Genomic DNA, 14,341 nt, shown 5'->3' with positions numbered 1-14,341 from the left:
AAGAGCAGGCGGGCAGGGCCGCCCTGCGTCAATGCGCTGCTTTCGGCTCACGCACGGGGATGTCGACGCTGCACAGGCCGACCTTGCCGGACGACACCTTGTAGAAATCGTCATGCCGGTGGCGCTGGGCGTCGAGCAGGGCGGCGAAGGTGGCGCTGTCCGTGCGCAGCACCTGCACGGCCGGGCGCTGCGCCGGCGGCAGTTCGGAGGCCAGTCGCACGGATTCGATCGGCGTGCGTTGCGCGGGCTTGTCGTAGAAGCCCATCGGGCCGGTACCACGCGGCAGGGCGGACAGCAGCGGCATGCCTTCCAGCACGCGGCCGGCGATCGCCAGGTTGCGGTCGAGCCGGCGCGGGGACTGGCCGATCACCACGTACAGCTCGCTGCCGCTGCCGGTTTCCGGGCCGATGTCGCGTCCCACGCCGACCATGCCGTAGCAATGGGTCAGCCACTGCTCGCCGCTGGCCGGGTCGCGCGCGGCGGGGAAGCCTTCACTGAAACCGACCTCGGGTGCATAGACGTCGCCGTCGGGCAGCGGGGTCCATTCCAGCCTCGGGTCGATCGGCCGCGTGTATTCCGGCGGCAGCGTGGCGTGCGCCTTGCCAAGCGAGCGCGGCTTGCTGGCGGGATCGTTGTTGTCGCCCGCCGGGTCGCCCCATTGCGTGACGAAGTTGTCCTGCACACGCACGATCGCCAGGCCGTCGTAATAGTGCTGGCGCGCCATGGTGCGGATGTTCGCCGCATGCAGCGGGGTGAAGTCCGGCGCCAGCTCGATCAGCACGCGTCCCGTCTGCAGCTGCATCACCAGCAGGTTGTGCGGGTCGGGCGTGCGCCATTCGGCCGCGGTGGACTTGGCCAACAGCTCGGCGCGGCTCGGCGTGGGCGCCTGGGTATCCGTGGCGGCGAGCGCCGGCACGGCGACCAGGCTGGCCAGCAGCGTCAGGGCCGCGAATTGACGACGTGCATGCATGGCTATCCCCTCAAGGTTTGCAACGGCGAGACCCGCAACTTAGCAGAGCGTCCGCGTCGCCGGCAGGCGCATGACTTCAGGCATATTCACTAGTCATAACTGCACACTAGAATGAATACCGTAACAGGTGACAGTGCGGGTGAGCGCGATGGATGACGGCAGTCAACTGAAGAAGTTCCAGAAGGAGCTGTCCACCGGCACGGTGGCGCTGGTCCTGCTGGCCGTGCTGGCGCAGTCGCGCCAGCCGATGTACGGCTACCAGATCGCCAAGCGGCTGGAGGCGGTGGGCGAGGGCGTGCTCGCCGGCAAGCAGAGCGCGCTGTATCCGGTGCTGCGCAATCTCGAGGCGTCGGGATTGCTGGCCAGCGAGGTCGAGCCTTCGATCAGCGGACCGCCGCGACGCTATTACCGCATCACCCGGCCCGGGCGCGACGCGCTGCGCGACTGGACCGCCGCGTGGATCGCCACCCGCGATTCGGTCGACAACGTCTTGCAAGGAGGGGTTTCATGAACGCGCCACGCACGATTGCCCAATATCTCGATCAGCTGCGCGCCGCGCTGCGCGGGGCCGACCCTGCGCTGATCCAGGATGCGCTCTACGACGCCGAGGAACACCTGCGCGCCGAGCTTTACGAACGCCCCGGACGCGACGAGGGGGCGATGCTCGAACAAGTGGTGCAGAGCTACGGCGCACCGGACGAGGTGGCCGAGATCTACCGCGACCAGGAGATAAAGGTGCAGCGGGCGATCCGCCCGCCGCCAGCACCGCCGCGTCGCTCGCTGGCCGGGCGCTTCTTCGGCGTGGCGACCGACCTGCATACCTGGGGTGCGCTGTTCTACATCCTGCTGGGGTCGGCCACGGGCATCGCCTATTTCACGCTGGCTGTGGGTGGCATCGCGCTGTCGGCGGGCCTGTCCGTGCTGATCATCGGCCTGCCGTTCATAGTGCTGTTCATCGGCAGCATGCGGGGGCTCTCGCTGCTCGAAGGGCGCATCGTGGAAGCGCTGCTGGGCGTGCGCATGCCGCGGCGGCCACCGTACCCGCAACGCGGCGTGCCGCTGCTGGGGCGGATCGGCGCCATGTTTACCGACCCGCGCACCTGGACCACGCTGTTCTACATGGTGCTGATGTTGCCGCTGGGCATCGTATACTTCATCCTCACCGCCGTCTTGCTGGCTGTCGCGCTGGGCCTGCTGGGACTGCCGGTGCTGATGCTGTTTGGCCACGACTGGCTGCAGGGCCTGTACGTGGATCACACGATCCTGCTGGACTGGGGTTCCGGTCCGCACGTACCTGGCTGGGCCGAGGTGCTGGCGATGTTCCTGCTCGGCGCCGTGCTGCTGTTCGCCACCCTGCACCTGGTACGCGGAATCGGCCGCTTGCACGGCGCCATGGCCAAACACCTGCTGGTGCGCGGCACGACTCGGAGCACATCATGAGAGACGATCTGCTCGCCCGTTTCGATGGGGCATGGGAAGGCGAGGAAACCATCGCGACGACTCGCTGGGGCGAGGGCGGCCCGGCGCTCGCGCAGATCAGCGCGCGGTTGGCCCTCGGCGGCAGGGTGCTGCTGATGGATTACCGCGAAACGCGGGACGGCCAACCCGCGCTGCAGGCGCACGCGGTATTCGCCGACGGTGCCAGTCCCGGCGACTTCGCGCTGCACTGGTTCGACAGCTACGGCTTCACTCCCGCAGAACCTGCGCCCGGATATCGCGACGGCGATCGGCTGGTGTTCGTGCGCAGTTCGTCGCGCGGGCAGACACGACATGTGTACCACTGGCTGGGCAACGACGAGTTCACCCTGGTGCTGGAAAGCTCGTTCGACGGCGGTACAAGCTGGGAGAAGGTCATGCAGGGCAGCTACCGTCGCGTCCCGTAGCCCCGGCGCGCCGGGGTGACCGGCGTCGTCGCGGCTTTCAGAAATCATCCACGAACTCGATGCCGGCGCTGCATTCGCTGGCCAGTATCTCGGCGTTCATGCGCACGTCGTCGGCCAGGCTGTCGCTGGCCGCGCCCACTTCGATGAGATAGGCATGTGCGTCGCTGTCGCCGGCCGAACCCAGCGAGCTGGAGTCGTCGCGGATGCCCAGCGCGGGGTCGTCGATTTCCTCGATGTGCTCGACGCCGTCGATGCCGTGCAGGCCGATGATGAGGGTGTCGGCGTCGGCGCGACTGCCGATCAGGCGAAAACGGATCATGGGCATGGTGTTGGCTCCGGGTGGTCGGGGGCGGGGCGAGCATCGCAAGCGAAACGCATGCGAAAAGTGATGCCGTGCCGCGCGCTACCATGGGCGTTCATCCGCCAGCCACTCCGGCCCGCGCCGGGAAGCCATGCCCAAGACCTACGACCGCAGCTATTTCGACAAGTGGTATCGCGACCCGCGCCACGCGGTCGGCTCCCCGGCCGAGTTGCGGCGCAAGGTGGCGATGGCGGTGGCGCAAACCGAGTACTACCTGGGCCGCACGATCCGCAACGTGCTGGACGTGGGTTGCGGCGAAGCCACGTGGCGGGCGCCGCTGCGCGCGCTGCGACCAGGCGCGGAGTATCGCGGGCTGGATGCCAGCGAGTACGTGGTGGCGCGTTACGGCCGCAGCCGCCGGATCGGCCTGGCGCGCTTCGGCCAGCTCGAACAGCTGCGCTTCGACACCCGCTTCGACCTGATCGTGTGCAGCGACGTGCTGCACTACCTCAAGCCAGCCGAGATCCGTGCCGGGCTGCATGGTATCGGCGAGATGCTCGATGGCGTGGCCTTTCTGGAAGTGTTCACCAGCCGCGACGACGTGGCGGGCGACCGCCAGGGTTTCATCGCGCGCGCTCCCGCCTGGTACTTGCGCGAGTTCGGCCGCGTGGGCCTGTTGCCGTGCGGATCGCATTGCTATCTCGGGCCGCGACTGGAGCAGCATGTGGCCGCGCTGGAGCGCGCGCGGCTGCCTGGCTGACGAAGGCCGGCGTATCGCCGGGCGACGGTTCCGCGCTATCGTGCGCGGCAGTTTTCATCGGGGGAGAGCACGAAGTGACCCAGCCAGTCTTGTCCAGCCCATCGCGCCGCGAGCTCACCCTTCGTGGCGTCATCATCGGCATCGTGATCACCGTGGTGTTCACCGCTGCGAACGTGTTCTTCGGCCTCAAGGCCGGACTCACCTTCGCCACCTCGATCCCCGCCGCGGTGATTTCCATGGCGATCCTGCGCGCGTTGAAGAACTCCACCGTGCAGGAGAACAACATCGTGCAGACGGTGGCCTCGGCCGCCGGCACGCTGTCGGCGATCATCTTCGTCCTGCCGGGCCTGGTGATCCTGGGCTACTGGAACGGCTTCCCGTTCTGGATGAGCTTCGGCATCTGCGCCACCGGCGGCATCCTCGGCGTGATGTACACCATCCCGCTGCGCCGCGCGCTGGTCACCGATTCCGACTTGCCGTATCCGGAAGGCGTGGCCTGCGCCGAGGTGCTCAAGGTGGGCTCGGGCGATTCGCCGGAGGCCGCCGAGTCGGTGGAGTCCGGCGGTGCCGGGCTGAAGGCGGTGGTGGTGGGCTCGATCGTCTCGGCGGCGTTCTACGTGGTCGTGCAGACCAAGATCTTCGCCGCCGCGGTGTCCAGCTATTTCCGCATCGGTGATCGGGGTGCGGCTAGCGGTTTCGACTTCGGTCTCTCCTTCGCGCTGTTCGCGGTGGGACACCTGGTGGGCCTGTGGGTGGGCGTGGCGATGCTGCTGGGCGCGATCATCGGCTGGGGCTGGGCGGTGCCGCACTTCCTGCTGCTGCATCCGGAGGGCGGCGCGGCGGCGGAAGCTGCCCAGGCCACCTGGAGCCACTACGTGCGTTTCGTGGGCGCCGGCACCATCGGCGTGGCGGCGATCTGGACGCTGGCCAAGCTGGTCAAGCCGGTGATCGGCGGCCTGGCCGGCGCGATGCGCGCCTCCAGCGCGCGCAAGGCGGGCACGCTGCATTCGCTGCCGCGCACCGAACACGACATGCCGATCGGCCAGGTCGGCATCATCACCTTGCTGTGCCTGATCCCGGTGGCGTGGCTGCTGGGCCACTTCGCCAACATCAGCGGGCTGGGCGAGCACATGGCGCTGCTGGTGATCGGCGGCGTGGTGTTCGTGATCATCATGAGCTTCCTGGTTTCCGCGGTATGCGGCTACATGGCTGGCCTGATCGGCTCGTCCAACAGCCCGCTGTCGGGCGTGGGCATCCTGGTGGTGATCATCGCCGCGCTGCTGCTGGTGCTGGGGGTGAAGTCGCTGGTGCCGGAGGAGGCCGGCAAGGCGCTGGTGGCCTTCGCGCTGTTCATCACCTCGATCGTGTTCGCGGTGGCCTCCATCGCCAACAACAACCTGCAGGATCTCAAGACCGGGCAGCTGGTGGACGCCACGCCCTCGCTGCAGCAATGGGCGCTGGTGATCGGCGTGATCGCCGGCGCGCTGGTGATTCCGCCGGTGCTGGACCTGCTGAACCAGGCCTACGGTTTCCTCGGCGCGCCGGGCGTGGACCCCGCGCGCGCGTTGCCGGCGCCGCAGGCCGGGCTGATCTCGGCGCTGGCGCAGGGCGTGATCACCGGCAACATCGACTGGAGCCTGATCGCCATCGGTGGCGGCATCGGCGCGGTGCTGATCGTGGTCGACGAGGTGCTGGGCAAGACCGGCAAGTCGATGCGCCTGCCGCCGCTGGCGGTGGGCCTGGGCATCTACCTGCCCACCTCGACCACGCTGATGGTGGTGGTCGGCGCGATGGTCGGCGCCTGGTTCGACAAGCGTGCCGAGCGCGGCCCCAAGGCGGAGCCGACCAAGCAGTTGGGCGTGCTGCTGGCGTCGGGCCTGATCGTGGGCGAGAGCCTGCTCGGCGTGATCGTGGCGGCAGCGGTGGCGCTGTCCGGCAACCAGTCGCCGCTGGCCGTGGTGGGCGAAAGTTTCGCGACCCCGGCGATCTGGATCGGCGGCCTCGCCTTCACCGCGACGATCGTGGTGATGTACCGCTGGATCGCGCGGATGGGGCAGGGCGGCTGAGGTCGCCTTGCCGCGTGGCTGCCGTTCAGCGGCTGCCACGCGACTGGCCCTAAACTGGCGGCCTTTCCGGGGGGATGCGAGCCGCGTGGTGCAGGAACAAGTCGAACGGGCGCCGCGTGCGGACGGGATTCCCGATGGCCCCAGCCAGAGGGTCGCGTGGTTGCGCCACATCGCCGGCCCGCTGTTCTCGGTGGGCATGCTGTGCCTGGCGCTGTTCGCCCTGCATCTGCTGGCGCGCGAGGTGAATTACCACCAGGTGCGCCAGTACGTGCAGGGCCTGTCGCACGAACGCCTGGGCCTGGCGGTGCTGTTTACCCTGGCCGGCTACGCGGTGATGACGATGTACGACCGCCTGGCGCTGGCCGCGATCGGACGTCGGCTGCCGTGGCGGCGGGTCGGCCTGATTTCCTTCATCAGCTACGCCTTCAGCAACGCCCTGGGCATGTCGCTGCTGGTGTCCGGTTCGATCCGCTATCGCTTCTACGTGCAGAACGGGCTGGGCAACGGCGAGATCGCCCGCGTGGTGCTGTTCTGCACCAGCAGCTTCTGGCTCGGCCTGCTGGCGCTCACCGGCACCACCTTGTTGTGGGTGCCGCTGCCGCCGGAGCTGCCGCTGGCCAGTCTGAGCCAGCCGTTGGGCGCGGTGCTGGTCGCACTGCCGCTGGCGTGGCTGGCTGGCGGATTGATCCATCGCCCGCTGCGCATCTGGCGCTGGCGCGTGACGCTGCCTTCGGTGGGCACCGCGTTGAAACAGATCCTGGTCGGCGCCTGCGACTGGGGCCTCGCTGCCGCGGTGCTTTACGTGCTGATGCCGGATGCGTTGAACAACGGCTTCGGGCACTTCCTGGCGATTTTCGTGATCGCCCAGATCGTCGGCCTGGTGAGCCACGTGCCCGGCGGGCTGGGCGTGTTCGAGGCGGTGATGCTGGCCGGCTTCGGCGCCACCGGCAACGCGCAGCTGACGGCACCGATCCTCGGTGCGCTGGCCGCGTACCGGGTGATCTATTACCTGCTGCCGCTGTGCGCCGCCGCCGTGCTGGTGCTGCAGCGCGAGGCGCAGGGCTGGCGCCGCAAGGCCGTGCTGGCGCCATGGTTCACCGGCTTGCTGCCTTCGTTCTTCGCCGGCCTGACCCTGGTCTGCGGGGCGGTGCTGCTGTTCTCCGGCGCGACCCGCGCGCTGCCGGTGCGCATGGCGATCCTCGGCGAGCTGTTGCCGCTGTCGGTGCTGGAGGTTTCGCACCTGCTGGCCAGCGTGATCGGCATGCTGCTGCTGATCCTGGCGCGCGGCCTGCAACGGCGGCTGGATGCCGCCTACTGGCTGACCCTGGTGTTGCTGCTGGCCGGCGCGGTGTTCTCGCTGCTCAAGGGCATCGACTACGAGGAGGCCGCGCTGATGACCTTGCTGGCGCTGGCGCTGGCGCCGGCCCACCGGTTGTTCCATCGGCGCGCGTCGCTGTTCAGCACCAGCTTCGGCGTGGGCTGGATCGTGGCGATCGTGGCGACGCTGGGCTGCGCGGCGTGGCTGGTGGTGTTCAGCTACAAGCACGTCGACTACAGCGCCGACCTGTGGTGGCAGTTCAGCCTGCAACACGGCGGCGCGCCGCGCGCGCTGCGCGCGCTGGTGGCCGCGGCCGTCACCGGCATGCTGTTCGCGGCGGCCAGCCTGATCCGTCCGCAGAAACTGCAGCGCGAACGACCCGGCGAGGCCGAGTTGGCGCAGGCGCTGCCGCTGATCAAGCAGTTTCCCTCGGCGCAGGCACACCTGGCCCTGATGGGCGACAAGACCTTGCTGTTCGACGACGAGCACAAGGCCTTCGTGATGTTCGACACGATCGGACGCAGTTGGGTCGCGATGGGCGATCCGGTGGGCACCGACGAGGCCGCACGGCGCGAGCTGGTGTGGACCTTCCTCGAACAGTGCGAGCGAGCGGGTGGCTGGCCGGTGTTCTACCAGGTCAGCCCGGCCAACCTCGACCTGTACCTGGAGGTGGGCCTGAACCTGCTTAAGATCGGCGAAGAGGCGCGGGTGCGACTGGATGCCTTCAACCTCGACGGCAAGTCGAAGAAGGTGCTGCGCAACACGGTCAACAGGCTGCAGCGCGACGGCCTGCGCCTGGAGATCGTGCCGGCCGACGCGGTGGCCGGCCTGCTGCCGAAGCTGCGGCCGGTGTCGGACGCCTGGCTGCGCGACAAGCACGTGCGCGAAAAGCGCTTCTCGCTCGGTGCCTTCGACCCGCACTACCTGGCGCGCACGCCGATGGCGCTGGTGTGGCAGGGCGATGAGCTGGTGGCATTCGCCAACCTGCTGCTCAGCGACACCCGTGAAGAGGCATCGGTCGATCTGATGCGCCATCGCCCGGACGCCCCGGCCGGCATCATGGACTACCTGTTCGTGGAGCTGATGCTGTGGGCGCGCGCCGAGGGCTACCGCTGGTTCAACCTCGGCATGGCGCCGCTGGCCGGGCTGCACAGCCGGCGGCATGCGCCATGGTGGAACCGGTTCGGCGCGATGGTGTTCGGTCGCGGCGAGCGCTTCTACAACTTCCGCGGCCTGCAACGCTACAAGCAGAAGTTCGACCCGCAGTGGGAGCCGCGCTACATGGCGGTGCCCCGCGGCATCGCCTTGCCGATGATCCTGGCCAACGTGGCCAGCCTGATCGCCGGCGGATTGGGAGGAGTCGTGCGCCGATGAGACGATGGAAGACCTGGCTGGCCGGTGTGCTGGTGCTTGGTGTGCTTGGCGCCTTGCTGGCGTGGCGGCCCTGGTCGTCGGTCAGCCTGGCCGATGCGGCCGTGGTCTGGCCGGTGGCCGCGCATGCCGTCGCGCCGCCGGAGGGGAAGGACGACGTGATGGCGGTGATCGTCTCCGGCGACGGCGGCTGGGCCGACGTGGATCGGCGCCTGGGCATCGCCTTGATCGACCGCGGCGTGCCGGTGCTCGGCATCAACTCGTTCAAGTACTACTGGCGCGGGCACGACCCGCGGCAGACTGCGCGCGAACTGGATGCGTTGATGACGAAGCAGCTCGATGCGTGGGGCAAGCGGCGGATCTGGCTGATCGGCTTTTCGTTCGGCGCCGACGTGCTGCCCACCATCACCGACCAGCTCGGCGCCGAGAACCGTGCGCGGATCACCCAGATGGTGCTGCTCTCGCCCAGCCGCGACGTGACCTTCGAGATCGAGCTGCAGGGTTACATGATCGAACAGGGCTGGTTCAAGGAGCGCCTCAAGGACGCGTTGCAGTGGGTCAACCCGATCGATCATCACGACCCGCTGCCGCCGCTGCGGGCGTTGCACGGCCAGCCGCCAGTGGTGTGCTACTACGGCCTGGACGATGCGGCCGACAGTCTGTGCGACCAGCCCGGTCTGCCGACGTGGGTCACCGTGCACGCCAAGCAGGGTGGTCATCATTTCGACGAAGGCTACGGCCCGTTGGCGCAACAGATGCTGGACGAATTGCCGGCGTCACCGGGTACCGCCGCACGGCCTTGAGCACCGTGCAGGCGGCAGGCGCGCAAAGGCGCCGCGATACACTGCGCGCCTGTTTCCCGGGTCAGGACATCGAGTGAGCATGGCGGGAGTATTCGCGCCCCCCAGCGCAGCGCTGGCGGCGTTGTTCGTGCCGTTCGAGACGGCGCGGTTGAGTTTGCCCGCGGATGGCCGGGTGCTGTTCTTGCGTGCGCGCGCCAATGTGCGCCTGCGCGAGCTGGCGCAGCCGGGCTGGTTGTGCGAGCAGGGTTTCCTGCCGTTCGCGGAGGAGCTGGCGCGACAGGGCCTGCACGTCGGCGAACCGGCGGCCGACGAACGTTTCGCGCTGGTGCTGGTGCTGCCGCCGCGCCAGCGCGACGAGGCGCGCGCGCTGTTCGCCCGGGCGCTGCAGCACACCGCACCGGGCGGCACCGTGCTGGCGGCAATGGCCAATGCCGAGGGGGCGAAATCCGGTGAGGCGGATCTGCAGAGGCTTGCCGGCCCCGTGCAGCAACTGTCCAAGCACAAATGCCGCGTGTTCTGGGCCGCGCGGGACGACGCTGCCATCGACCAGGCGTTGCTGAAGCCATGGCTGGCACTGGATGCACCACGCGAGATTGCCGGCGGCTACGTCAGCCGGCCGGGGCTGTTCGCCTGGGACCGCGTCGACCGCGCCTCGGCGCTGCTGGCCGAACACCTGCCGGTGGAATTGCACGGTCGGGTGGCGGACCTCGGCGCCGGTTACGGTTACCTCGCCTGCCAGCTGATCGCGCGTTGCCCGCGGGTCTCGGCGATCGACCTGTACGAGGCCGAGGCGCGCGCGCTGGAGCCGGCGCGCGTCAACCTGGCGCGGGCACAACGCGATGCTGGTCGCGAGCTGGCGGTGAACGTGCACTGGCACGACGTGACCCGCGGCTTGCCCGAACGCTACGATGCCATCGTCAGCAATCCACCGTTCCACCAGGGCCGCGCGGACCTGCCGGAGCTGGGCCGCGCCTTCATCACCAGTGCAGCGGATGCGCTGCGACCGGACGGCTGCCTGCTGCTGGTGGCGAATCGGCACCTGCCGTACGAGGCGCACCTGGGCCAGCGCTTCGAGACCGTGCGCACGCTGGCGACGCAGGAAGGATTCAAGGTGATCGAGGCCACCGGAGTACACGCATGAAACTGGTCAAGCTGATCGCCAACCTCGGCTACGGCAGTCGCAAGGACGTGACCCGTCTGTTCCGCAGCGGTCGCATCACCGACGCCGATGGCGAGGTGCTCTACGCCGACGACGTGGTGCCGCTGGAAACCGTCCGCGTCGACGACGAGCCGCTGGACCCGCCGCCTGGCCTGGTGCTGATGTTGAACAAGCCGCTCGGTGTCACCTGCTCGCGCAAGGACCCGGGCCGCATCGTCTACGACCTGCTGCCGCCGCGCTACAGCGTGCGTACGCCCGCGCTGTCCACCGTGGGGCGACTGGACCGCGACACCTCGGGTTTGCTGCTGTTCACCGACGACGGCCCGTTGCTGCACCGGATCATTTCGCCGAAGGCGCAGGTGGCCAAGGTGTACGAGGCCACCCTCGCACAGGATCTGCGCGGCGACGAGGGCGCGCTGTTCGCCAGCGGCACGCTGCTGCTGGAATCGGAGAAGGAACCGCTGGCACCGGCGACACTCGATGTGCTGGGGCCGCGGCATGCCCGCCTGACCGTCACTGAGGGCCGCTATCACCAGGTTCGCCGGATGTTCGCTGCGGCGGGCAACCACGTGGAAACGCTGCAGCGGATTTCAGTCGGTGGACTCGCCTTGGGGGACCTGCGGCCCGGCGAATGGCGCGCCCTCGATGCCGCCGAGGTCGCGCTGATTTTCGCGTAGGGCCGCCGGCTGTTTTGCAATCCGATGGCGGGCGGCGCCCGCCCTACAGCACGTGCACCGCCGTGGGGATGACGTTGCCGAACCATTTGTGGCGCTCGTCGCGGCAGCTCGGGCTGCCCATGGCGTACTTGCGGCAAATCGCGGGGCGGTCCTCGTAGATGGTGCAGCGGGAGGTGTTCGGGTCCACCGCGGCACACCAGCCGTCTTCGCCCTTGGCCAGGATTTCCATGCCGTGTGCGTCGTGATCGACCAGCCAGGCGGGCACGTGGTCTTCGGGCATCAATACCACGGTGAGACGACAGCACACGGCTTCGCAGGTCGTGCATTGCACGCCGGGGTCGATGCTTTCGCTGTAAGGGTCGCTATGAGGGTCGGGAATGTTATTCACGCGCCAGCATGGCACGGCGGGCATGAACGCCGTGTGGTGGCGCAAGTTCAGCCGGTTTCGCCGCGCCACAGCTCCTGCCAACCCTCGACACCCAGCCGCCGCAGTGTCTCGATGTTGCGCCGGTAGATCGCGTCGGTGTCGCTCATCTGTTCCATCGCGCGTTCCACGCTCGCTTCGCGCAGCAGGTGCAGGGTGGGAAAGGGCGAGCGGTTGCTGAAGTTCTCGATCGCGTCGTCGGCGCTGTCGGCGAACCGGTATTGCGGGTGGAAGCCGGCCACCTGCCATTCGCCTTCGAGCCCCAGCGTCTGCACCGCGGCATCGGCCACGTCGAGAAAATCGTTGTAGTCGAGGAAGTCATTGAGCACGAACGGATGGATCAGCAGGCCCGTCTCGCATTCGTCCGGCGTCAGGGCGTTCAACGATTGCAGTTCGCCGCACAGGTCGTCGAGCAACGCATCGGTATCGCGTGCGTGGCTTACCCGCAGCCGCAGCTTGCCCTGCGCGTGGGGCGCGCGGGCAAACGGGCACAGGTTCAGCCCGACCACTGCACGCTCGATCCAGCGCGTGGTGGCGGCGAGGCAGGGCGCGTCTTCGGGCAGGGCGTCGGCGTTGAGGTCGGCGGGTGTGTCGTTCATGCGCTTCTCGCAGGCTGGGCGCGCCGACTATAGCTGTCCGCGATGCCGACGCCGTAGCGCCATGCTTGTAGGGGCACACCCTGTGCACGATGCTCTTCATCACGTGACGCAAAAAGTATCGCGCGCGACCAAAGGAAGTCCCTTGTGGACAGGCTGCTCACCTACAATCGGTCGGGTATGCCGATGTTCAAGCTTCGTTTCGACAACGCGTTCGTGCACGAGCTGCCCGGGGACCAGGAGGCAGGTGCGCGGCTGCGCCAGGTCGAGGGGGCGCTGTACTCGCGGGTCGATCCGACGCCGGTGGCCGCGCCGCGACTGCTGGCGCATTCGGCGGAGATGGCGGCGTCACTGGGTTTCAGCGAGGCGGATGTCGCCAGCGACGAATTCGCCCGGGTGTTCGGCGGCAATGCCTTGCTCGCAGGCATGCAGCCGTGGGCGGCCAATTACGGTGGCCACCAGTTCGGCAACTGGGCCGGCCAGCTCGGCGATGGCCGCGCAATTTCGCTGGGCGAGGTGATCGGCGCCGCTGGCGAACGTTGGGAGTTGCAGTTGAAGGGAGCGGGCCAGACGCCGTACTCGCGCGGCGCCGACGGTCGCGCGGTGCTGCGTTCGTCGGTGCGCGAGTTCCTGTGCAGCGAGGCGATGCACCACCTCGGCGTGCCGACCACGCGCGCCCTGTGCCTGCTCGAAACCGGCGAGCCGGTGCTGCGCGACATGTTCTACGACGGCCACGCCGCGCCCGAGCCCGGCGCCATCGTCTGCCGTGCGGCGCCTTCGTTCATCCGCTTCGGCAATTTCGAGCTGCCGACCTCGCGCGGCGATGCCGCGCTGTTGCGGCAGTTGGTCGATTTCACCATCAGGCGCGACTTTCCGGAGCTGTCGGGGCAGGGCGAGGCGCTGCATGCCGAGTGGTTCGCCCAGGTCTGCGAACGCACGGCCACGATGATCGCGCACTGGATGCGGGTGGGCTTCGTGCATGGCGTCATGAACACCGACAACATGTCGATCCTCGGCCTCACCATCGACTACGGCCCCTACGGCTGGGTCGACAACTTCGACCCGGACTGGACGCCGAACACCACCGACGCGCAGCGCCGCCGCTACCGCTACGGCCAGCAGCCGAACGTGGCGTGGTGGAACCTGAGCCGGTTGGCCGCGGCATTGGCGCCGCTGTTCGACGACGTGGCGCCGTTGCAGGCCGGACTCGACCGCTACGCCGAGGTCTACGCCGCCGCGGATCGCGTCAACATCGCGCGCAAGCTCGGGCTGGCCGAGTGCCGTGACGCGGATGTGGCGCTGATGCAGGATCTTCATGCGCTGATGGCGTCGGCCGAAATCGACATGACGCTGTGGTTTCGCGCACTCGCCGACATCGATCCGGCGAGGCCAACCCTGCAGCCGATGGACGATGCCTTCTACGATGAGGCGAAACGGCGCGAAACCGAGCCGGCGCTTGCCGACTGGCTGGTGCGCTATGCCGCCCGGCTCATCGACGATCCGCTTTCGGCCGACGTGCGCCGCGCGCGCATGCGGGCGGTCAATCCACGCTACGTGCTGCGCAATTACCTCGCGCAACAGGTGATCGACCAGGCAAGCGCGGGCGATCCTTCCGGCATCCGCGAGCTGCTCGACGTGATGCGCCATCCGTACGATGACCAGCCCGGCCACGAGGCATTTGCTTCGAGGCGGCCGGACTGGGCGCGGCACAAGGCGGGTTGCTCGATGCTGTCGTGCAGTTCCTGAAACGCACAAGGGCCGACATGGCCGACCCTTGCGTTCGCTGCGATTGGTGCCCCCGAGACGATTCGAACGTCCGACCTGCCCCTTAGGAGGGGGCCGCTCTATCCAACTGAGCTACGAGGGCGGGGAGGCGATTTTCGCATGGATCGCGCGGTTCTGCTCCTCCCTTCAGCTTGCGGAGGCAGATTGCGGGGGCGCGCGCAGGGTCGCTGCAAACCGGGGCCGAGAGCGACCCACCCGATCCTCGCCAGCGCGCAGGGAAGAAGCCAT

Annotated in this window: 14 protein-coding genes and 1 tRNA gene; 10 read left to right on the top strand and 5 right to left on the bottom strand. The window is 68.4% G+C overall.

Annotation, left to right across the window (positions count from 1 at the left end):
• Positions 1–28: 28 nt before the first annotated feature.
• The gene (locus ACVCL3_RS03255) at positions 29–970 is read right to left on the bottom strand and encodes a peptidylprolyl isomerase (protein ID WP_447098973.1); all 942 of its coding nucleotides are present in this window, start codon (positions 968–970) and stop codon (positions 29–31) included.
• Between the two features lie 148 nt (positions 971–1,118).
• Here ACVCL3_RS03255 and ACVCL3_RS03250 point away from each other — a divergent pair, with 148 nt between their 5' ends.
• The 3 genes from ACVCL3_RS03250 to ACVCL3_RS03240 are packed head-to-tail and all read left to right on the top strand — an operon-like array spanning position 1,119 to position 2,853.
• Positions 1,119–1,481: a PadR family transcriptional regulator gene (locus ACVCL3_RS03250; protein ID WP_395118348.1), complete on the top strand. Its 363-nt coding sequence runs from the start codon at positions 1,119–1,121 to the stop codon at positions 1,479–1,481.
• Positions 1,478–2,410, top strand: a complete 933-nt coding sequence (locus tag ACVCL3_RS03245) for a sensor domain-containing protein (protein WP_447100423.1) — start codon at positions 1,478–1,480, stop codon at positions 2,408–2,410. Before ACVCL3_RS03250 ends, ACVCL3_RS03245 begins: the two co-directional genes overlap by 4 nt.
• Entirely contained in the window at positions 2,407–2,853 is a 447-nt protein-coding gene (locus tag ACVCL3_RS03240) for a DUF1579 family protein (RefSeq protein ID WP_447100422.1), read from the top strand. Before ACVCL3_RS03245 ends, ACVCL3_RS03240 begins: the two co-directional genes overlap by 4 nt.
• A gap of 37 nt (positions 2,854–2,890) precedes the next feature.
• Here ACVCL3_RS03240 and ACVCL3_RS03235 read toward each other — a convergent pair whose 3' ends face one another.
• Complete coding sequence (locus ACVCL3_RS03235; RefSeq protein WP_395118354.1) at positions 2,891–3,178, bottom strand: hypothetical protein; 288 nt, start codon at positions 3,176–3,178, stop codon at positions 2,891–2,893.
• Positions 3,179–3,305: 127 nt separating this feature from the next.
• Here ACVCL3_RS03235 and ACVCL3_RS03230 point away from each other — a divergent pair, with 127 nt between their 5' ends.
• From ACVCL3_RS03230 to ACVCL3_RS03205, 6 genes are all read left to right on the top strand, one after another.
• The gene (locus ACVCL3_RS03230; RefSeq protein ID WP_447100421.1) at positions 3,306–3,914 is read left to right on the top strand and encodes a class I SAM-dependent DNA methyltransferase; all 609 of its coding nucleotides are present in this window, start codon (positions 3,306–3,308) and stop codon (positions 3,912–3,914) included.
• A 74-nt stretch (positions 3,915–3,988) separates the two neighbouring features.
• Complete coding sequence (locus tag ACVCL3_RS03225; protein WP_395118358.1) at positions 3,989–5,980, top strand: OPT family oligopeptide transporter; 1,992 nt, start codon at positions 3,989–3,991, stop codon at positions 5,978–5,980.
• An 85-nt stretch (positions 5,981–6,065) separates the two neighbouring features.
• The gene (gene mprF, locus ACVCL3_RS03220; RefSeq protein WP_447100420.1) at positions 6,066–8,672 is read left to right on the top strand and encodes a bifunctional lysylphosphatidylglycerol flippase/synthetase MprF; all 2,607 of its coding nucleotides are present in this window, start codon (positions 6,066–6,068) and stop codon (positions 8,670–8,672) included.
• A complete protein-coding gene (locus ACVCL3_RS03215; RefSeq protein WP_447100419.1) occupies positions 8,669–9,472 on the top strand; it encodes an AcvB/VirJ family lysyl-phosphatidylglycerol hydrolase in 804 nt (267 codons plus the stop codon). Before mprF ends, ACVCL3_RS03215 begins: the two co-directional genes overlap by 4 nt.
• A 79-nt stretch (positions 9,473–9,551) precedes the next feature.
• Entirely contained in the window at positions 9,552–10,613 is a 1,062-nt protein-coding gene (locus ACVCL3_RS03210; protein WP_447100418.1) for a class I SAM-dependent methyltransferase, read from the top strand.
• Positions 10,610–11,308, top strand: coding sequence for a pseudouridine synthase (locus ACVCL3_RS03205; protein WP_447100417.1), 699 nt, complete (start codon positions 10,610–10,612; stop codon positions 11,306–11,308). Before ACVCL3_RS03210 ends, ACVCL3_RS03205 begins: the two co-directional genes overlap by 4 nt.
• 43 nt (positions 11,309–11,351) lie before the next feature.
• On the opposite strand, the gene ACVCL3_RS03200 is transcribed toward ACVCL3_RS03205, so the two are convergent.
• Positions 11,352–11,696, bottom strand: coding sequence for a YkgJ family cysteine cluster protein (locus ACVCL3_RS03200; protein ID WP_395118367.1), 345 nt, complete (start codon positions 11,694–11,696; stop codon positions 11,352–11,354).
• A 47-nt stretch (positions 11,697–11,743) separates the two neighbouring features.
• Positions 11,744–12,331, bottom strand: a complete 588-nt coding sequence (locus tag ACVCL3_RS03195) for a DUF1415 domain-containing protein (RefSeq protein ID WP_447100416.1) — start codon at positions 12,329–12,331, stop codon at positions 11,744–11,746.
• Between the two features lie 183 nt (positions 12,332–12,514).
• Between ACVCL3_RS03195 and ACVCL3_RS03190 the strand changes: the two genes are divergently transcribed.
• Positions 12,515–14,074: a protein adenylyltransferase SelO gene (locus ACVCL3_RS03190; RefSeq protein WP_447100415.1), complete on the top strand. Its 1,560-nt coding sequence runs from the start codon at positions 12,515–12,517 to the stop codon at positions 14,072–14,074.
• A gap of 44 nt (positions 14,075–14,118) precedes the next feature.
• Here the strand turns inward: ACVCL3_RS03190 and ACVCL3_RS03185 are convergent.
• Positions 14,119–14,195: transfer RNA gene (locus ACVCL3_RS03185), tRNA-Arg, on the bottom strand.
• Positions 14,196–14,341: the final 146 nt, after the last annotated feature.

Source organism: Rhodanobacter sp. UC4437_H4 (assembly GCF_052978425.1).
Note: the sequence above shows the minus strand (reverse complement) of the source record. Positions and strands in the feature narration are given on the sequence as shown.

Bases quoted from the DNA above. Each gene is read 5' to 3' on its own strand.
- ACVCL3_RS03255 (WP_447098973.1), bottom strand. From the start codon at position 970: ATGCATGCACGTCGTCAATTCGCGGCCCTGACGCTGCTGGCCAGCCTG.
- ACVCL3_RS03250 (WP_395118348.1), top strand. From the start codon at position 1,119: ATGGATGACGGCAGTCAACTGAAGAAGTTCCAGAAGGAGCTGTCCACC.
- ACVCL3_RS03245 (WP_447100423.1), top strand. From the start codon at position 1,478: ATGAACGCGCCACGCACGATTGCCCAATATCTCGATCAGCTGCGCGCC.
- ACVCL3_RS03240 (WP_447100422.1), top strand. From the start codon at position 2,407: ATGAGAGACGATCTGCTCGCCCGTTTCGATGGGGCATGGGAAGGCGAG.
- ACVCL3_RS03235 (WP_395118354.1), bottom strand. From the start codon at position 3,178: ATGCCCATGATCCGTTTTCGCCTGATCGGCAGTCGCGCCGACGCCGAC.
- ACVCL3_RS03230 (WP_447100421.1), top strand. From the start codon at position 3,306: ATGCCCAAGACCTACGACCGCAGCTATTTCGACAAGTGGTATCGCGAC.
- ACVCL3_RS03215 (WP_447100419.1), top strand. From the start codon at position 8,669: ATGAGACGATGGAAGACCTGGCTGGCCGGTGTGCTGGTGCTTGGTGTG.
- ACVCL3_RS03210 (WP_447100418.1), top strand. From the start codon at position 9,552: ATGGCGGGAGTATTCGCGCCCCCCAGCGCAGCGCTGGCGGCGTTGTTC.
- ACVCL3_RS03205 (WP_447100417.1), top strand. From the start codon at position 10,610: ATGAAACTGGTCAAGCTGATCGCCAACCTCGGCTACGGCAGTCGCAAG.
- ACVCL3_RS03195 (WP_447100416.1), bottom strand. From the start codon at position 12,331: ATGAACGACACACCCGCCGACCTCAACGCCGACGCCCTGCCCGAAGAC.
- ACVCL3_RS03190 (WP_447100415.1), top strand. From the start codon at position 12,515: ATGTTCAAGCTTCGTTTCGACAACGCGTTCGTGCACGAGCTGCCCGGG.